Source organism: Mycetocola sp. Y719, from assembly GCF_056713205.1.
Genome location: NZ_JBWYGY010000003.1, coordinates 513,801 through 532,092, shown reverse-complemented (window position 1 = coordinate 532,092; position 18,292 = coordinate 513,801). Strand labels below are relative to the sequence as shown.

At 68.0% G+C, this 18,292-nt stretch carries 14 protein-coding genes; 5 read left to right on the top strand and 9 right to left on the bottom strand.

Annotated elements, in window-relative coordinates; genetic code table 11:
• The first annotated feature begins 457 nt into the window (after positions 1–457).
• From AC1M0F_RS14445 to AC1M0F_RS14435, 3 genes are all read left to right on the top strand, one after another.
• Entirely contained in the window at positions 458–1,036 is a 579-nt protein-coding gene (locus AC1M0F_RS14445; protein WP_480238945.1) for an HdeD family acid-resistance protein, read from the top strand.
• A gap of 35 nt (positions 1,037–1,071) precedes the next feature.
• Positions 1,072–1,800: an SDR family NAD(P)-dependent oxidoreductase gene (locus tag AC1M0F_RS14440; protein ID WP_480238944.1), complete on the top strand. Its 729-nt coding sequence runs from the start codon at positions 1,072–1,074 to the stop codon at positions 1,798–1,800.
• Positions 1,801–1,951: 151 nt separating this feature from the next.
• On the top strand, positions 1,952–3,202 hold the full coding sequence (locus tag AC1M0F_RS14435; RefSeq protein ID WP_480238943.1) for a glycoside hydrolase family 1 protein: 1,251 nt from the start codon (positions 1,952–1,954) through the stop codon (positions 3,200–3,202).
• 57 nt (positions 3,203–3,259) lie between these two features.
• On the opposite strand, the gene AC1M0F_RS14430 is transcribed toward AC1M0F_RS14435, so the two are convergent.
• From AC1M0F_RS14430 to AC1M0F_RS14415, 4 genes are all read right to left on the bottom strand, one after another.
• Positions 3,260–4,192 (bottom strand): alpha/beta hydrolase fold domain-containing protein, encoded by a 933-nt coding sequence (locus tag AC1M0F_RS14430; protein WP_480238942.1) that lies wholly within the window; start codon positions 4,190–4,192, stop codon positions 3,260–3,262.
• Positions 4,193–4,272: 80 nt separating this feature from the next.
• A complete protein-coding gene (locus tag AC1M0F_RS14425) occupies positions 4,273–5,103 on the bottom strand; it encodes a nucleoside hydrolase (protein ID WP_480238941.1) in 831 nt (276 codons plus the stop codon).
• Between the two features lie 54 nt (positions 5,104–5,157).
• Positions 5,158–6,624, bottom strand: coding sequence for a glycoside hydrolase family 43 protein (locus tag AC1M0F_RS14420; RefSeq protein WP_480238940.1), 1,467 nt, complete (start codon positions 6,622–6,624; stop codon positions 5,158–5,160).
• Positions 6,621–9,437 carry a family 78 glycoside hydrolase catalytic domain gene (locus AC1M0F_RS14415; RefSeq protein ID WP_480238939.1) on the bottom strand — a complete coding sequence of 939 codons (2,817 nt, stop codon included), beginning with the start codon at positions 9,435–9,437 and terminating at the stop codon, positions 6,621–6,623. Before AC1M0F_RS14415 ends, AC1M0F_RS14420 begins: the two co-directional genes overlap by 4 nt.
• Before the next feature lie 155 nt (positions 9,438–9,592).
• Here AC1M0F_RS14415 and AC1M0F_RS14410 point away from each other — a divergent pair, with 155 nt between their 5' ends.
• Together AC1M0F_RS14410 and AC1M0F_RS14405 are read left to right on the top strand one after the other, a co-directional pair.
• On the top strand, positions 9,593–10,438 hold the full coding sequence (locus tag AC1M0F_RS14410) for an IclR family transcriptional regulator (protein WP_480238938.1): 846 nt from the start codon (positions 9,593–9,595) through the stop codon (positions 10,436–10,438).
• Positions 10,439–10,559: 121 nt separating this feature from the next.
• Positions 10,560–11,627 carry a quercetin 2,3-dioxygenase gene (locus AC1M0F_RS14405; protein WP_480238937.1) on the top strand — a complete coding sequence of 356 codons (1,068 nt, stop codon included), beginning with the start codon at positions 10,560–10,562 and terminating at the stop codon, positions 11,625–11,627.
• Between the two features lie 51 nt (positions 11,628–11,678).
• Here the strand turns inward: AC1M0F_RS14405 and AC1M0F_RS14400 are convergent, their stop codons facing one another.
• From AC1M0F_RS14400 to AC1M0F_RS14380, 5 genes are read right to left on the bottom strand one after another with little or no spacing between them, the layout of a single operon-like run.
• Positions 11,679–12,593 carry an alpha/beta hydrolase fold domain-containing protein gene (locus tag AC1M0F_RS14400; RefSeq protein ID WP_480238936.1) on the bottom strand — a complete coding sequence of 305 codons (915 nt, stop codon included), beginning with the start codon at positions 12,591–12,593 and terminating at the stop codon, positions 11,679–11,681.
• A 39-nt stretch (positions 12,594–12,632) separates the two neighbouring features.
• Positions 12,633–14,189 (bottom strand): carboxyl transferase domain-containing protein, encoded by a 1,557-nt coding sequence (locus tag AC1M0F_RS14395; RefSeq protein WP_480238935.1) that lies wholly within the window; start codon positions 14,187–14,189, stop codon positions 12,633–12,635.
• Positions 14,186–15,391 carry a CaiB/BaiF CoA transferase family protein gene (locus tag AC1M0F_RS14390; protein ID WP_480238934.1) on the bottom strand — a complete coding sequence of 402 codons (1,206 nt, stop codon included), beginning with the start codon at positions 15,389–15,391 and terminating at the stop codon, positions 14,186–14,188. Before AC1M0F_RS14390 ends, AC1M0F_RS14395 begins: the two co-directional genes overlap by 4 nt.
• The gene (locus tag AC1M0F_RS14385) at positions 15,388–16,614 is read right to left on the bottom strand and encodes a DUF3500 domain-containing protein (RefSeq protein ID WP_480238933.1); all 1,227 of its coding nucleotides are present in this window, start codon (positions 16,612–16,614) and stop codon (positions 15,388–15,390) included. The genes AC1M0F_RS14390 and AC1M0F_RS14385 overlap by 4 nt, the downstream gene beginning before the upstream one ends.
• Positions 16,601–18,292, bottom strand: a complete 1,692-nt coding sequence (locus AC1M0F_RS14380; RefSeq protein WP_480238932.1) for an FAD-dependent monooxygenase — start codon at positions 18,290–18,292, stop codon at positions 16,601–16,603. The genes AC1M0F_RS14385 and AC1M0F_RS14380 overlap by 14 nt, the downstream gene beginning before the upstream one ends.

Below are 18,292 nucleotides of genomic sequence, written 5' to 3'. Positions count from 1 at the left end.
GGCGGGTCGTGGAGCTCTTCCATGCGTCAATTCTCCCGGCCACCACCGACATTCAGCCGACAGATACCGAGGCAAAAGGGCTGGTTGTGGATAGTTTCCGGAACCCGGTCGGCGGTGGAGGAGTGCGACCTCGATGCGCTCGCTCCTCGCTACTCGATCACCGGGTAACGGGAGCGGATCGGGCGTGTGGACTCGAGTTTCGCGAAAGGGGATTTCGACAGGCTCAATCACCGGGTGGGGCGATCACCTGAAGTAGGCGGGTTATGCCGAGAGGGCTGGTAGCGGGCCACGATCTCCGGGATCATGATCACCAGAGGCAGATCCCGGGAGAGTTCCGCGCCTGAGGGGCTCAGTTCAGCGTCACCGCCGCGCTCTCCGCCACGCTCGATTCCATAGTGGAGGCAGAGCGGGAGATGGACACCCCCAGGAGATGCCCGCCAGACGAACAGGAGGCACCATGTCTTTCTCATTCACTGTCGAACCGAGCCAGTTCAGTAAGTCGCAACTGAACGGCATCCGCTGGGCCCTGGGAATCGCCGGGCTCGCCGCCGTCGCCATCGGCATCGCCATCTTCGTGTGGGCGAACGCAACGCTTCTCATCGTCGCGTGGCTGTTCGGCCTCTACTTCCTCATCGCCGGAATCGCCCGGGTGGTTCGCAGCTTCACGATCCCCGGACTGACGGCCGGGAATCGCATCCTGAGCGTCATCCTCGGACTGCTCGTCGTCATCGCGGGCGTCTACCTCCTCATCAATCCGAGCTTCGGCGTCGAGATCCTCGCCTACATCATCGGTATCGCGTGGATCATCGAAGGAGTCGCGACCCTGGCGGATTCATCGAGCAGGTCATCGCGCGGGCTGGGCATCCTCTACGCGCTGATCAGCATCGCCGGAGGCATCCTGATCTTCTTCGTCCCGACCGCAGCCGTGGTCTTCCTGCTGAAGATCGCAGCCATCGTGCTGATCATCGCCGGGATCGTCCAGATCTTCCAGGCGATCACACTCGGTCGCAAGGCCCGGGCAGCCGCAGCCGCCTGACGCGACGGCGCACCCCGCGAGAGTACGCTCGCGGGGTGACTGGATCGAATGTTGCCGTGGTGACCGGCGGAGGCCGCGGCATCGGTCGTTCGATCAGCCTCCGGCTTGCGCGGGCCGGCCACGACATCGTCCTCAGCTATCAGACGGATGCCGCGTCGGCGGAGTCGACAGCGGACGAGGTGCGCTCGCTCGGCCGGCGGGCGCTCTGCGTCCAGGCTGACACGACCGTCGAAGCATCCGTCAGAGAACTCTTCGCCGCGTCCGAGGCCTTCGGAACGGTGTCGAGCGTCGTCAACAACGCAGGCGCAGCGACCGCCGTCGGCGCGCTGGTGGAGAACGACCTCGACAAAATCCGGCGCGACCTCGACGTCAACCTGTTCGGCGTGGTCGTCTGCTGCAAATTCGCGGCAGAGACCCTCACCCGCTCCGGCGGCGGCGCGATCGTGAACATCTCCTCCGTCGCTGCGATCCTCGGGGGCCCGGGCAGTTATGTGCACTACGCCGCGGCGAAGGCCGGGGTCGACGCCCTCACGGTGGGGCTGTCCAAGGAACTCGCACCGCACATCCGGGTCAACGCCGTCTCGCCCGGCACGGTGTGGACCGGCTTCCACCGCGACCCCGACCGTCCGGCGAAAGTCGCCCCGACCGTCCCACTCGGTCGCGCAGGGGAAGCCGACGAGATCGCCGGCGCCGTCGCGTGGCTGCTCTCGGACGAGGCGAGCTACGTGACCGGCGCCAACCTCAAGGTTTCGGGCGGTCTGTAGCGCCCGCGGCCGACCCCGCGAGCAGCCGGCTCCCATTGACCGGAATCCGGGGTGCGGTCCATCCCCGACTCGGCGACGATCGGAGGAACTCACAACGACGCGAGCCGCGTGGTTGTGCACCGATCTTCGTCCACGAACGCTAGGAGCACCCATGGCCCTCGGCCCCTTCCCTGACGACTTCCTCTGGGGTGTCGCTACCGCCGGCCACCAGAGCGAGGGGTTCAACAGCAACAGCGACACCTGGTTCCTCGAGAACGTGTCGCCCACCGTCTTCCGGGAGCCATCCGGCCCCGCGTGCAACAGCTACGAGTTGTGGAACAGCGACCTGGACCTCGTCGCCGACATGGGCCTGAACGCCTACCGATTCTCTGTCGAGTGGGCACGGATCGAACCGGCCGAGGGTCAGTTCGACGATGACGCCCTCGCCCACTACGAGGCAATCGTCGACGGATGCCTGTCGCGCGGCATCGCGCCCCTCGTCACGTTCAGCCACTTCACGCTTCCGCACTGGTTCGCCAAGCGGGGAGCCTGGCTCGACCCGGAGGCATCCGACCTGTTCGCCCGGTTCTGCGGAGCCGTCATGGATCGATTCGGCGACCGGATCGCGGCCGCCGTCACCTTCAACGAACCGAACCTGCCCCAGATGCTCGCGTGGGCCGGACTCCCCGACTTCGTCGCCGACCTCACCCGGGCGACCCTCGACGCCGCCAGCGAAGCCGCCGGGGTGGACCGCTACCGTTCGGGCAACGTCATGATCGCCGACGACTTCGCGGGGATGCAGGTCGGAATGACGGATGCCCATCGCGCGGCGAAAGCGGCGATCAAGGCCCGTCGCCCTGACCTGAGGGTCGGCCTGTCGATCGCCATCTCCGACGACCTCGCGGCGCCAGGCGGCGAAGAGACCCGCGACCGCAAGCGAGCCGAGGTGTACGACCACTGGCTGCGTCTGGCTCGCGAGGACGACTTCATCGGCGTGCAGAACTACGAACGCCTGTGGTTCGGGCCAGAGGGCCAGCTCCCGCCCAAGGAGGGCGAACCGCTCAACGAGATGGGATCTGTCGTTGAGCCCGGATCGCTCGAAGGAGCGGTTCGATACGCCCACGACGTCAGCGGCGTTCCTGTCATGGTCACCGAACACGGCATCGGGACCGCAGACGACAGCGTGCGCGCCGCCTTCATCGAACCGTCACTCGCCGGCCTCCTCACCGCGATCGACGACGGAGTCCCGGTTCTCGGCTACAGCCACTGGACCCTGATGGACAACTTCGAGTGGGTCTTCGGCTACGGCAGCCAGCTCGGACTCCACTCCGTCGACCGCACGACGTTCGAGCGCACCGCGAAGCCGAGCGCCGGCGTGTACGCCGCTCTCGTGGGGGCGCAGATCCCGGCCAGACAGCTCTAGGCAGCAACGCAGATTCCCCGTGGAGCTCGTCGAGCGGCACCACGGGGAATCTGCGTGTCAGAGGACCGAATCGAGGAAGTCGATCGCTTCGTCGACGAGGGGCTCCAGCTCTGCGCCGATCCACACGTGATCGGCCCCGGGCACGGCGTGGAAAGTGACGGAAGCGCCGGCCTCGACCAGGGCATCCCTCAACTGCTCGCTCTGCCCGAACGGCACGAGGCCGTCGTCCTCCCCGTGAACGAGAAGAAACGGTGGGGCGGATGCCGAAGCGTGCGCGACCGGCGAGAAGTCACGTTCGGCCGCGGCGCGGTCGGCGACGCCGTCGAGGACGACATCGATCGGCTCCTCCGGCTTGCTTCCCGCGTCGAGCACTACCCCAGGTGGGAGAAAGGCCTCACCGATCGACGGCATCGTCGTCACATCGCTCACCCCGTACCAGTCGACGACGGCGGACACCGCACTGTCGTCACCGGGGACGCCGATGTCGCCCTCGAGATCGTGCCGTCCGTTCACCAGTCCGACCAACGCCGCCAGGTGCCCGCCGGCCGATTCACCCCACGCCGCGATCCGTGACGAATCGATTCCGAACTCGGCCGAGTACCGCCGCAGATAGCGAACGGCCGCCTTCGCATCGTGCAACTGCGCCGGGAAGGATGCTTCACGGGAGTGCCGGTAGTCGATCGTCGCGACCGCGTATCCCCGGCGGATAAGTGCGTCGAGGAGCGTGCCATCGGGCCAGAGGTCCGGGAAGTACCGACGGTCGCCGGTCAGCCAGGCGCCGCCGTGAATCCAGACGACGCACGGTACCGGACCGTTGCGATCGGTCGGCACATATACGTCCATCCCGAGTTCGCGATAGCCCTCGGGCATGGCGTACGTCAGTCCCCGGTGGGCCCGCGCGCCTCGAGGCGCAGCCGAGCGTCCGGTGGATTCCGGGGAGCGGAATCGGGGCAGCACGAAGCCTGACTCCGGCATGGTGATGATGGACATGTTGTCTCCTTCGACGAGGGTTTTAGTTCGCTCAGCGACCGGTGTTCGAGCATGTGATTGTGTGACGCGGCTCCGTGGATTCAGCGACGCTTCAACGCGTGCAGGCGGAGACGTGCGGACAAGTCGCCGAAGATCATCCGCGCGTCGATGCCGGTGCAGGTTCTCCTCACCGGTTGCTCGCTGAGATTCTCGAAACGGCTGGTGACCTCGTCGAGGGCGGTGCCGACGAGCGGCGCACTGTCACCCATGCACCACGACGGACCGAGCTTCACGAAGTCCGGCAACGGCAACGTCTCGAATCGGTTCCAGAGCCAGGCGCCTGGCTCGCCCCCTGCGAGCAGCACGCACTCGAGCTCGGCCACCGAGAGCACCAGCTGGCGGTAGGTCTCGAGCGGGAACTGCGTGATTGCGAGTTGGGGATTCCTGAACACAAAGTCCGCAGCTCCCCGGTCGGTGTACTCGTTGTACTCGTCGGCACCGTTTGTCGATCCACCGACCCAGGCGAGGGTGAATCTCGTCGCGATCTCGGGTGCCAGCGCCAGAGCATCCGCGACGTTGGTAAGCGGCCCACCGCACACGACGACCAGCGGCAGCTCCGACGTCGCATTGGCGGCATCGATGATGAGTCGGCTGGCCGCCGAGGTGCGCCCCGTCTCGTCGAACACATCGTCGAACCCCGCGCCGACTTCGATCTGACCGGCATCGAGCCGCTCCGCCAGGTCCCGGGCGAGAGCGATTCCCGCCACCGCCTGGCCTGCCGGTGGACCGAACATGGGATTGGTCAGCGATCCGGTGATCGCCACAATCTCGTTTGCCGCGGAGAGCAGATGGTGCGCGAGCGCAACCAGCCCATCGGGGTCGCCTGCCCAGTCGTTGTCGATAACGACGCGGCAGCGTGGGGAGATGTACACGGGAACCTCAGTTCGCAAAAAAGGGGCGGCGGCGATGACCGTGATGTTCGTTTTTCAGCGCCTCGGACGATAGTGGAATTGCGTGATCGAACCGCCGCTCAGGCCGGGGGAAGCCCCGACGACCCGTCCGGTGAATCCGCCGGCGACTTCGGTGGAGGTGTAGCGGCCGTCGATACCCGCCAGTTCAGTGAAGGTCCCGCCGTCGACGACGCCGAGTCTCAGGACGTCCGGACCGCTCCGCGCACCGAGCCCCGAAGGCGCCGGCGCCGCGCGGATGCTCAGGGTCACCTCGCTGGACGGCCGGTCGGTTTCGGCGAGTGGGATGCGGATGCCGCCGATGCGGGCACCGGCCAGGACCCGGTCGCCTGCGGTCTCGACGAACACGGTATGCCCGTCGTCGAGACGCACCACGAGGCCAACGTCCCCGGAGCCCACGACGAGGTCTGTCGCCCACTCGTCATCCTGGGTTCGGATGCCGACGAATCCGGTCCGCATGTCTGACCGAGATCGGAGCGCGAGTCCCCCGCCGAGAATGTGCTCGACGAATTCGGTGGCAGGTCCTTCGGCGGAGATCCACCGGTCGCCGAGGACTTCGTCGTCGAATCGGTCGAAGCAGGATGTCTCCGCCATCGGCACGTCGAAACGCGACTCATCGACGACGGGCCAGTCGTCGACCCAGTCGATGCCGGCGAGGAAGGTCTCGCGCCCGTTCACGTGGAAGCCAGGCGACATCCCACGTGGTCGCACGCCGAGGTACACCATCGCCCAGGTGCCGTCCTGACGTTCGACGAGATCAGCGTGACCGGTGTTCTGCACGGGATGTGCCGTGCTCCGGTGCGAGAGGATCGGGTTGCCCGGATTGCCCTCGAACGGTCCGTCGATCGACCGGGACCTGGCGATCGAGACCGCGTGCCCGCGCTCCGTGCCGCCCTCGGCGAGAAGGAGATACCACCAGTCGCCGCGACGAAACAGGTGCGGTCCTTCCGGATGGGCGAGTCCGGTGCCGCTCCACAGCGCCTTCGGCTCGGACAGGAGTTCACCGGTGACCGGATCGACCCGTGCCTGCGTGATCTCGCTGCCTGTCGGCGACAGGCGTGTCCAGGTGAGGTGGCAGACGCCGTCGTCGTCCCAGGCGAGATCCGGGTCGATACCGACAGTCCCGTCCGTGAATGCTGGCTCCGACCAGGGACCTTCTGGCGAGGTCGCCGAGACGATCAGGTGACCTTCCCGAATGCGATCGATCTGAGTGGTGATCATCCAGAATCGTCCATCGTGGTGCCGGAGCGTCGGCGCGAAGATCCCGCCTGCCCCCCGCCCGAGCGACAACTGGGATACCCGGTCGAGCACGTTCCCGAGCTGCGTCCACGTCAGAAGGTCTGGGCTGGAGAAGATCGGGACGCCGGGGAAGTACTCGAACGTCGAGGTGACGAGGTAGTAGGTCGACCCCACTCGACAGATCGATGGGTCCGGATGGAATCCGGGCAGAATCGGGCGACGTGCGCCTCCGAACGGTCCGTTCACGACCGGCCGGAGGTACGTTCGCCGTTGAGCCGCTCGAGGACTCGGTCGACGGCGTCACGGGCAGGGCCACGGAGGAAGAAGAACGTGCCTCCGAGGTTGGCGCGTTTCGTCCATTTGGTCTGCCGGTGGAACGATCGCGCGGTGTCCGCGTCGACCGCGGAGATGGCATCCAGAACCGCGTCGAATGCCCCCTTGTCGTCGATGAGCGCAGCGAGCGACGTTTCGTTTCCGAGGGGCGCATCGGCCTCGCGCACGTTCGACGTCGGTGCGTCGACGGTCCACTCGTGGCTGCCGGCTCCGACGGAGACCGGTTCGCTCCACCCGGGCAGCAGGACGTCAGCCGTCGTGTTCGGCGGAACGATGGCCTCGACCGCAAGCGATGATCCGACCCGGCGCCAGCCGACCCGGGCACGACCGTATGGCGTCTCGTGTTCAGCGCTGGCGGAATCCAGCTGATCGAGCGGTTGAGGGGCGATCGTGAGGCGTCGGTATCCGGGCTCCGCTGGAGCCAGGCCCGCAACGGCGCGGTGCAGCCAGTCAGCGACAGACCCCAGCGAGTAGTGGTTGAACGACGTCATCTCACCGGGGTTCAGCGATCCGTCCTCGCGCATGCTGTCCCAGCGCTCCCAGATGGTCGTGGCGCCCATGGTCACGGGGAACAGCCAGGAGGGGCACTTCGTCTGGAACATGAGCCTCCCGGCGACCGCGTGGTGCCCGGTCAGCGTGAGCGCATCAGTCAGGACGGGTGTCCCGAGGAAGCCCGTGCTGATCAGATAGCCGGACGACCGCACGAGGTCGGCGAGGCGGTTTCCGAGTTGCTGGAGCTGCTGCGGGTCGTCGACGATCCCGAAGACGATGGCGAGGGCGTATGGCGTCGGAGAGTCGGACACCATCCGGCCGGCGGCGGTGACGTATTCGCGGAGGAACGCACCTCGCACGCGGTCTGCGAGGGCGGCATACCGCCCGGCGTCGTCCGCGTTGCCCAGGATCGCCGCCGTGCGCGCCACCGTGTCGATGCTCTTCCAGAGGTATGCGCTCGCGACGATGTCCGGGTCAGCCTTCGCTTTCTCGGGGCGCTCAGGCGGAGCATCCGGATCGAGCCAGTCTCCGAACTGGAAGTCGCCCTCCCAGAGGTACCGCTCGCCGGCGAGCGCCGAGATCGTGTCGACCCAGGAGCGCATGCTCGCATACTGCTGCTCGAGCATGCGGATGTCGCCGAACCGCTGGTAGAGGACCCACGGCACGAGCGTGGCCGCATCGCCCCAACCGGCGGCCGGGCCGATGGCCGGCTCGATCGATGGCACGAAGAACGGCACCACTCCGTCTCGCTCCTCCTGCTCGAGTGCCAGGTCTTCCAGCCAGGAGCCGAGCATCGACCGGCAGTCGAAGAGGTAGCTCGCGGTGCTGGAGAAGACGTTGATGTCACCGGTCCAGCCGAGACGCTCGTTGCGCTGCGGGCAGTCGGTCGGGATGGAGAGGAAGTTGCCGCGCATCCCCCAGACCACGTTCTCGTGGAACCGGTTGAGCAGGGGTTCGGAGCTCTCGAACCAGCCGGTTCGGCGCATGTCGGTGTGCAAAACGACGGCGACGACGGATGCCGGGTCGAATTCGCCCGGCCAGCCGGTCACCTCCGCGTAGCGGAAACCGTGGAAGGTGAACTCGGGCTGCCAGGTCTGCACACCCGAGTCATCGAGCACGTAGGTATCGGTTGCACTGGCCAGCCGGAGGGGCCGGGTGCCGAGTTCGTCCTCATCGAGGATCTCGGCATGGCGAAGGGTGACCTGTGTGCCGGCAGGGCCGTCGACCGTGATCCGCAGCACGCCGACGAGGTTCTGGCCGAAGTCGAGGATCGTGGCGCCGCTCGGCGTGATGAGAACCTCCTGCACGGCCACCTCTTCGATCGCGCGAACCGGTGGCTGGGTCGTCATCGAGGGAACGACGGCGGCCGTGTCGACGCGGACGGGGCTCCAGAGCGCGCCATCGATCGTGTGCGCCCGCGCGGCGTCGAACTCGTCGCCGGCGTAGATCCCGCTCGACCGCAGGGGGCCGTCGAGGGTCGCGCCCCAGGAGGCGTCTGTCGTGATCAGGCTGCTCGTGCCGTCGGTGTATTCGATGAGAAGCTGCGCGGCCACGGCCGGCTGCTCTCCGTAGAACGGTTCAGGCGGGCCGAACATCCGCAACCGTTCGGAGTACCAGCCGGCCGCGACGCGTGCCGTGATCGAGTTGTGGCCGGCCACAACGGAACCCGTGACGTCAGTGGTCTCGTGAGTGAGCCGGTTCTCGTAGCTGGTCCAGCCCGGCTTCAGGACGTGTTCGTCGACATCCGTCCCGTTCACCGCCACCTGGTAGACGCCGTGTGCAACCGCATACAGGGTCGCCCGCTCGATGTCACGATCGACCTCGAACGACGACCGCGCGACGAACGGCGTCGCGGGGGCGGATGCTCCAGCCACCCCGATCATCGCTGCCTGCCACTCGCCGTCGGCCAGGAACCCTCCGATCAGGTCCAGCCCGTCGCTCCACGGCGTGGTCTCCCCGTCCGAACCGGTCACGCGCACACGCACACTGACGGCCTCGCGCGGCCGGATGTCGTCGGCAGGCCAATCGACGAAGACGGACTGGTCGGTGTCGAAGTGGACGCTGACTTTGTCCCCAGCCCGCGACACCTCGATGTCTACGCCGGCCTGGTGCCACTCGGGAACGGCGGTCTCAACCTTCCAGGACAACCGCGGGCGCGGGCCGGCCACGAACGGGCCGGTGGGGGTGAGATCGGCCGAAAGCTCGGAAATCACGGACGGTCCGGAGTGGGACACGTCGCCTCCTTCTACACTGATCGGTGCTGTGGCACTGTGCAGCGAGGCGCGGAAGAGCGCCGTCGCTCGCTCCCACTCTGCTTCGGGTTGTCGCTCCCGGACGACGGCGATTCCATTCATTGGACATATCCGATCGAATGGGCGATGATCACGGAATGAGTGAGAGCGCATCGACACCACCGCAGCGCGGCAAGCGGCCGCCTCGCGGTGAGCCTGTCATCGACCGCGCTCTGTCGTTGCTCGCCTGCTTCACCGACAATCGCCGGGCGCTCACTCTCGGCGAGCTCTCCGGGCAGTCCGGCATCCCGCTCTCCTCGACACTCCGCCTCGCCCAGGGGCTGATGAAGTGGGGTGCGCTCGAACGGCTGCCGAACGGCGAGTTCGTCATCGGCGTGCGCCTCTGGGAGGTGGCGTCGCTTTCACCGCGAGGTCACGGCATCCGGGAGATCGCGCTGCCCTACCTCGAGGACCTCTACGAGGTGAGCCACCACCATGTGCTGCTCGCCGTCCTGGATGCGGATGAAGCCATCCTGATCGAGCGCCTGTCGTCGCGCCGCGCACCGGCTGTCGCCTATCGGCTCGGCGGCCGCCTCCCGCTCCGCAGCACGGCCGTCGGACGGGTGCTGCTCGCGACGCAGCCCGTGGAGTACCGCGAGCGCATCCTCGCCCAGCCGGCGGACTCGGACTTCAAGGTCGAGAAGCTCGGGTCGACAGAGGAGCTCCGCAGGGAACTCGTCGAAGTGGCGCGGCTCGGTTATTCGGTCATCCGCCGCGAGCGTCCGTCGCAGACGGTGTCCGTGGCCGCCGCAGTCTTCGGAGCCGACCGGAAGGCGGCCGCCGCTGTGTCGATCCTCGCGCCGGACGGGTCCATCTCACCCGAGGTGATCCTTCCGGCCCTCCGCGCGACCGCCCGTTCCATCTCGCGCGCGCTGGGGTACCGTGCCCCCGGGATCGACGGGGTGCACTCACAGCCGGACCGCGAAGGCGCCAGGCGCCCCTGATCCGCCACGCCCCTTTCCGTTCAATGGAAGAGGGTTAGGGAGGGTTGACGGTCGTGACCCATGATGGTCGGGGTCCCTGCTCCGCTTGCGCCGGGTCCGACGACTCAATGAGGAGATCCTGATGGCCGCACCCATGCTCGAACCCGGCGTTCACACCCCCATCGCCAATGCCCTGCCCGGCGAGGCGGTGCCATATGTCATGGCCGCAGGGGAAGGTGAGCGGTTCGTGCTCAACGGCCAGCTCGTCACCGTGATCGCACGGCCCCAGGACACCGGTGACCTCTTCGGAGCCGCATACATCGCCGGCGGTCGGGGCTGCGAGCTTCCATTCACCTCCGACGCGAACGAACACCGCACGGTCATCGTCTTCGACGGCCTCGTACAGGTCTGGCTCGGCTCCTCGTCGAGTGTGCTCTCCCCCGGCGACGAAGTCGTCATCCCGGCGGGCACTCCCTTCGCGTACCGGATGCTCGCGACCGAGAACCGGTTCCTGCTCTGGTCGTCGCCCGGCAACTCCCTGGCTCTCCTCAGCCGGCTCGGTACCTCGACCGGTTCCCACGTGCGGCCGGCGCGCGACGAACGGACCGTGTCAGACGCTGAGTTCCGTGCCGTCGCGGAAGAATTCGGCGTGCAGGTTCCCGATTTCAGCCGCCCCGAGGCATCCGCTTCCCACCACGCAGTGCGCCCGCACGGCAACGTGCCCTTCATCCTCAGTGCTGGGGAAGGCGATCACTACCTCGGCGCAGACGAAACCCACACCTTCATCTCCCGAGGTGAGAACACCGACGGGCGATACTTCGCCGTCCAGTCGAGCGGTGCGCGTTCCGGGTTCATCCCGCTGCACTTCCACCAGCAGCACACCGAGAACTTCATCTGCCTCGACGGCCGCGTGCGCCTGCACGTCAACGGGCGCGAAGTGCTGCTCACCAAGGGCGACTTCGTGCACGCGCCGGCAGGGACGATCCACTCGTACGCCTACGATTCCGCGTACGCACGCATGGTCGGCGTTCTCGCACCCTCGATCTTCGAGCCATTCTTCGAGTACGTCTTCAGCCCGACCGAAGACGCGATCTACACCGAAGGCGCCGTTCCGGGCTTCAACGGGCCGGGCTTCGGCCGCGCGCAGGCCGAACTCGACCTGGTCGTCGTGGGGCCGCCGCCCGAGCGGGCTGCCAGCCTCGAACTCTGAGCGCGCTGCGAGGCCGGTATTCCGCGAGATCGAGAGGGCCGGCGCGGGAGCTCAGCTCGACGGAGCCAGTGCGTCCAGGAAGAAGCGCTCGATCAGATCGAACGACGCGTGGGCCGGCCACTCCCGGCCGCTCGTGCTCCGCACGTCTGCGCCGGCGGTCGGCTCGGCCTCGAGCCGACCTGAGTCGAGCTTCGGGCCAGGCGCCACCTCGTCGAGCCCTGCGGGGTTGAGGAAGCCGTGGCCGAAACCCTCGATCAGATAGAGCGTCGCATCCGCCCCACCCGCGGCGAGCGCGTCATAGAGGGCGATGCTCTGAGTGGCTGGCACGAGGTCGTCGGCGGCCCCGTGCAGAATCAGGAACGGCGGCGTATCGGATGCCACGGCCTGGCGCGCCGGGCTGGCTGCGGTCGCGAGTTCGGTCCGGTCAGCGGGAGACCCGCCGAGGAGCCCGTGCGTCGGCGGGTTGTCCGCGTCTGGGGCGAGTAGGTCGCCGGCACCGTAGCCGTCCACGACGGCCTGAACCGAGACATCCGTGTCGCTGACGGTCTCGCCCTCGAGCGTCTGCATCGGGCCCAGCAACGCGGCGAGGGCGGCCAGGTGGCCGCCGGCTGACGACCCCCAGACGCCGATCGCATCAGCTCGGATTCCGTATTCGTCAGCGTGCTCGCGGACCCAGCGGATGCCCGCTCTCACGTCCAGAAGCGGCTGCGGGAACGCGGCGACGCCCGAGAGCGTGTAGTCGATACTCACCATGACGAATCCGGATGCCGCGAAGAATCGCGCGAAGTCCGGCCGCCACGTGCGGTCCCCCATCCGCCACGCGCCACCGTGCAACCAGAGGACGGCTGGGAGACGGTCGTCGCCTACCGGCCGCACGATGTCGAGCCTCAGACCGGGGGCGAACTCGACATCGAGGACCTCGGTGATGGCCGACCGGCCGGCGGACGGGGCTTTCGGCGATGACATCGCGTCCTCTTTCTGTTCAACGGTGAACGGCTCCACGGTCTATCCTCTCGCGTCGAACGGCGCAGCATCCTGTGCCACCGAGGTGCCGACGATCGACCGGTAGCGTTCCCGACGGCGCTGCAGCCGCTCAGGCAGGGTCAGCTTCCGGGTCTCACGGAGCAGCTGCTCGACAGCCGCCCCGACGCGACGGCTGAAGTCGGCTGGTTCGTCCGCGGCATCGGGATGCTCCGGCACGATCCAGTCGACGATGCCCGCTTCCTGCAGGCGCACCGCTCCGATCCGCTGTGCCTCGGCCATCTCGGTGGCGCGCGAGGTGTCGCCGTGCATGATCGCGCTCGCGCCCTCGGGCGGGAGCGGTGCGAGCCAGGCGTACTGGGCTGCGATGGTGACGTCGCTGGGCAGCAGGGCGAGTGCACCCCCTCCTGTGCCCTCGCCGAGGAGGACAGCGATTGTCGGGGCCTCGTGGGAGACCAGGCTTTCCAGGCTGCGCGCGATCTCGCCGGCGAGCCCACCCTCTTCGGCTTCCTTCGACAGGGCGGCACCGGGAGTGTCGATGAAGGTGACGAGCGGCAGGCCCAGCTCGGCCGAGAGCCGCTGGCCGCGTTGCGCCTGGCGCAGTGCCGCAGGTCCCCACGGCGTTCCCGAGCGCTGGGCGTAACGGTCCTGCCCGACGACCACACATGGGCTGGCGCCGAATCGCGCAAGGGCGAGGAGCAGGCCATCACTCGACTCCCCCTGACCGGTCCCGCTGAGATGCACGACATCGTGTGCCGAGTGGCGCAGGATGCTCCGCACCCCCGGGCGGGCCCGTTCCCTGCTGCGTCGGATCGACTCCGCCGCAGAGCTCGCCGGGCCCTGGTACTGCCCGACCCCCGCCGGCGAGGCCGATTCGACCGCAACACCGGCAGCGAGTGGCGCGAGCGTCGCGAGAAGACGTGCGACCAGGCGCGGGAGGTGTTCGGGCGGCACGACTCCATCGATCACGCCGTGCCGGTGCAGGTTCTCGGCGGTCTGGACGCCATCGGGGAACGGCTCCCCGTAGAGCGCCTCATACACACGGGGGCCGAGGAATCCGAGAAGCGCTCCTGGCTCGGCTACCGTCACGTGGCCAAGCGATCCCCAGCTGGCCATCACCCCGCCGGTCGTCGGATGGCGCAGGTAGACGAGATACGCCAGCCCGTCCTTCTTGTGTGCGGCGATCGCGGCTGAGATCGCGACCATCGACACGAATGCCGGGGTGCCCTCCTGCATCCGGGTGCCTCCCGATGCAGGGCCGGCCAGAAGCGGCATCCGTTCGCGCGTCGCGCGTTCGATCGCGGCGATCAGCCGGTTCGCGGCGTCGACTCCGATCGATCCGCCGAGGAAGGCGAACTCGCTCACGAGGACGGCGACCCGCGTGCCCCCGACGAGGCATTCACCGGTGAGGACGCTCTCGTCCGTTCCGCTTCGGGCTCGGGCACGGTCGAGGTCGGCCGCATACCCGGCGTCCCGGGCCGCGAGCGCGATCGGTTCGTCCCACGACCGGAAGCTCCCCTCATCGGCGACCAGGCGGATGAGCTCGGCGGCTGAGAGGGACGGCGTCGTTCGGGCGCTCACGACGCGACGGCTCGTGCTCGCTGCGCAACGGCATCCCGGATCGCCTGGCCGTGCTCGTCGAGGGTCGGCGGTGCCCGGTGCCCGCGGAAGGTGACCTCGGCTTCGGCATCCCCGGTCTCGCCGAAGAAGCGCAGTGGCGGCCCCGGCAGTGTGAGCGGGCCGAGGACCGAATGGTGCACGTCGACGAGAAGACCCTGGGAGGCGACCTGGTCCCAGGCGTAGACCTCATCGAGGGAACGCACCTTCCCCGCGGGGATGCCCGCCTCATCGAGCACGCGAAGCAGGTCGTCGGCACCGAAGGCGGAGAAGACCTCCTCCACGATCGCGATCACGGCAGCCCTGTTCGCCACCCGCTCGGCGTTCGTCGCGATGCCGTCGCCCTGCGGATCGACGCCGAACCGCTCACAGAACCGCTGCCAGAGCTGTGGGCTGCCGACGCTGATCTGCACGGCGCCGTCTGCGCAGGAGAACAGTCCGTATGGCGCGATCGACGGGTGATGGTTGCCCTGGGCCCTTGGGGTCTCGTCGGCGACGGTCTGGCGGGTGCCCTGGAAGGCGTGCACGCCGACGAGTGCCGAGAGCAGCGAGGTGCGCACCACTCCGCCGCGACCGGTGGAGGTGCGTTCGTGCAGCGCAGCGACGACTCCGTACGCACCGTAGATGCCGGAAAGCAGGTCGCCGATCGGGACCCCGACGCGCTGGGGATCGTTCGGACCCGAACCGGTGATCGACATGAGCCCCGCCTCGCCCTGGGCGATCTGGTCGTAGCCGGGCCTCCCGCCCTCAGGGCCGTCGTGGCCGAAGCCGGTGATCGACAGGATCACCAGCCGCGGGTTGAGGTCGAGCAGGCGGTCGGTGGAGTAGCCGAGGCGGTCCATTACTCCGGTACGGAAGTTCTCGATCAGCACGTCGGCATCGGCGATCAGCGCGTCGAGCACGCCACGGTCGTCCGGGGCTTTGAGGTCGAGCGCGATGGACTCCTTGTTGCGGTTGCACGAGAGGAAGTAGGTGGACTCGAGGGCGTCCGGCTCGCCGACGAACGGCGGGCCCCAGCCCCGCGTGTCGTCCCCGGTCCTCGGTGCCTCCACCTTGATCACCCGTGCGCCGAGGTCGCCGAGCATCATGCCGGCGTGCGGTCCGGCGAGCGCCCGGCTGAGGTCGAGGACGACCACTCCGGCGAGCGGTCCTGCTGAACGGCTCATCGGGTCGCTCCGGTCAGCAGACGGCCGTAGTCTCCGCCGTTCGGCGTCCGGATGCCGGTGTGCACGTGGAATCGCGCCGGCGTCCGGTTCGAGAGGAAGACGCCGCAGTGGTGGTCGAGCTCGAGAAGGATCACCGGGCTCTGGATGCGGAAATAGAACGGCTCGTCAGCATCCCATCCGCCGATCCAGGAGAACCAAGTCTCGTCGAACCGCGACTCCACCTCGCGGAGCCTGGCACGCGCGACCCCGTCGGGGAGGTGGTCGATGAACAGGGAGACGATACCGCTGACCTGTGCCAGGGCTCCGTCGCCGAGATCCGAGACACGGATGCCTTCGAACGAGATGACCCGGTTGTCCTGGAAGCATCCGCCGAGGTGACGTTCGTCGCCCGGGTGAAGCCTTCCGGCGGGCATGGCCGGGTCGACCATTTCCTCATAGACCTGCGCCTCCCGCTGCTGCTCGGCGGGAAGCCCGGTCATCAGGGCACGGGCGGCGTCGATCCTGTCACGGAAGACATCCACAGCGCCGATGGGGCTATCGGCGATCGTCGACGGCTCCGCCCCGAGGAACACCGGAGAGACGACCATCCGGTCGCCGTCGACGACGCAGTTGAGGGCAACGTGGTGGCCGAACAGCTGCCAGCCCCACGGCTCGGTGAGCGACGGTGTGCCGTACAGCGCCAGGTTGTAGCTGGCCTCGTTCATGATGTTGGCGAGCCCGATCACCTCACCGAGGTATCCGTTGATCCACATCAGCGTGCGGACCCTCTCGTAGCCTGCTTCGCTGAGGCTGGCACGGATCAGCGCGCGGCCACGGGCACAGGAGACGGCGTCGAGGTCCTCGAACCGAAGGCCGGTGTCGTGCTGCAGGAACTCGGGATTCGCCCACGTACGCCACTCGTGCGCGGTGAGCGGATAGCTGATCGCGTCCCGCTGCTTCGGCGACAATCCGGCGAGCAGGTGCTCGGCGGCCGCCACCATCCCGGGAGTCGGCGCCGCTTCTCCCGGCCGGATGTCGGCGACGGGCTGGGGTGCGACGATTCCGTCGGTGGTGATTCCCCGGTACGGCTCCGGGTATTTCGCGGCCCAGTCGACGATCATCGGCCCGGCGAACGGGTCACTCTTCACGGCTTCGGCGTACTCACGGTAGGTCAGCCCGCGGAATCCGCTGATCCGGGGATCGTTCTCAGGGAACAGGTGGTCACGGAAGTCATCGCCGGCCAAAGTGAGCCTCCTCGAGATCGGCGCTGTCCGGCGCGAGGTCATTCCGCCCGGACGCCACGGCGAGCGCGCCGGCGATCGTCTCTGGGCGGTTCCCTCGCCAGGCGACGTGCTGGTCGGGCCGGATCAGCATGGCGGGAGCGCCCCAGGGCACATCGGGGTGCTCGGTGAAGTCGAGGAGCAGGACCGCGAGCGGGATACCCGTGGCTTCCTGGGCCGCGACGGCCGCCCGCGCGAGCAATCCGGCGTCGGGGTCCGAGGAGTCCACAACGAGGGTGAACCACTCGCCGAGCGCGTCGTAGAGCGATGCATCCCCGAGCCAGGTGTGGGCGAGGAGGCTCCCCGGTCGTGTGGACGGGGAGTAGTGGATCGGGTCCTCCGCTGGGATCGGGGTACCGTCATCCACGACGACAGGGGACCCCGGGTACTGGTAACCGAGCACGAGTCCGAGCGAACTGAACTCGCTCCGCTTCACCTCGAGGTCGCGCGCCATCGCATCCCGCGCCGCGAGTCCTGCGTCCGAATCCTCGTCGAGGATCGTCTGGGCGAAATCGGATGCCAGCACGCGGCCATTCGCGGCAGCATCCGCGATCGTGCGGGCAGCGATCGGTCGTCGCTCGTCCTCGTAGCTGGCGATCAGACGGTCACCGGCCCAGCCGGCGCGGACGGCGGCGATCTTCCAGGCCAGGTTCGCGGCGTCACCGATGCAGGTGTTGAACCCGTGGCCGCCCCAAGGCGGATTGAGGTGCGCGGCGTCGCCGATGAGGTGCACATCGTCACGTCCGTAGCTCTCGGCCAGCAGCATCCGTGCCGTCCACCTATCGGTGGCGATGACCTCCACGTCGACGTCTGCTCCGGCGAGTTCCCGCACGACGGCGACCGGGTCTGGGCTCGTGTCGAGCTCGACATTCTGGACGATGACCCACCAGGTGGTGTCAAGGTCCATCCGGCCGATCATGCCCGCGGCGGACGGGCGCAGCACCCAGTACTGCACAGCGGGATCGAGGGTGACGGTGTCGCCGAGGCGGTCGGAGCGGAAGAGGAAGTTGAAGTTCGACTTCGCAGCCGATCCACCCTCGAGCGCGATGCCGAGTCCGCGGCGCACGACGGAGGAACCCCCATCGGCACCGACGAGGTGGTCGCACTCGATCCAGCGAGAGTCACCGCTCTCGTCACTCACCAGAGCTCGAGGTCGGCCGCCAGCGTTGGTCTCGATCTGCCCGACCCGGAGACCGGTGGCGAGGCGTGCACGTGGTGAGTCCTCGACGCCGCGGCGCAGGACCTCTTCGACGACGGGCTGCGACACCTGCTGTCCGGCTTCGGGCTGGAGGTCGTACCGACCGCTGACGACCTGGAACGCGTTGCGGAAGCGACGGAGCTCATATCCGGTGAGGCTGGAGCAGAAGATCACATCTTCGGCGTAGTCCGCCGAGAGCGGCGCCGCTTCGCGAAGCGCATCGGCGAGGCCGACCCGACGAAGGTGCGTCATCGTCCTGGCGTTGGTGGTCTTCGCCTTCGGCCGGGTCGGATCGACCGTGACTCGCGGTTCGATGACGAGACTGTCGACACCGCGCCGGTCGAGATCGATGGCGAGGAAGAGGCCGCTTGGGCCTCCCCCGGCGATCAGAACGGGGACGGAGTCCGGCAGCGACCGGAGTTCCGTGAGGGGCGGGGCGGTCAT

What these genes read in the sequence shown, in the direction of transcription:
- AC1M0F_RS14445 (WP_480238945.1), top strand. Translation starts at nt 458, where the DNA reads ATGTCTTTCTCATTCACTGTCGAACCGAGCCAGTTCAGTAAGTCGCAA.
- AC1M0F_RS14435 (WP_480238943.1), top strand. Translation starts at nt 1,952, where the DNA reads ATGGCCCTCGGCCCCTTCCCTGACGACTTCCTCTGGGGTGTCGCTACC.
- AC1M0F_RS14430 (WP_480238942.1), bottom strand. Translation starts at nt 4,192, where the DNA reads ATGTCCATCATCACCATGCCGGAGTCAGGCTTCGTGCTGCCCCGATTC.
- AC1M0F_RS14410 (WP_480238938.1), top strand. Translation starts at nt 9,593, where the DNA reads ATGAGTGAGAGCGCATCGACACCACCGCAGCGCGGCAAGCGGCCGCCT.
- AC1M0F_RS14405 (WP_480238937.1), top strand. Translation starts at nt 10,560, where the DNA reads ATGGCCGCACCCATGCTCGAACCCGGCGTTCACACCCCCATCGCCAAT.
- AC1M0F_RS14400 (WP_480238936.1), bottom strand. Translation starts at nt 12,593, where the DNA reads ATGTCATCGCCGAAAGCCCCGTCCGCCGGCCGGTCGGCCATCACCGAG.
- AC1M0F_RS14390 (WP_480238934.1), bottom strand. Translation starts at nt 15,391, where the DNA reads ATGAGCCGTTCAGCAGGACCGCTCGCCGGAGTGGTCGTCCTCGACCTC.
- AC1M0F_RS14380 (WP_480238932.1), bottom strand. Translation starts at nt 18,292, where the DNA reads ATGACCGCCCCGCCCCTCACGGAACTCCGGTCGCTGCCGGACTCCGTC.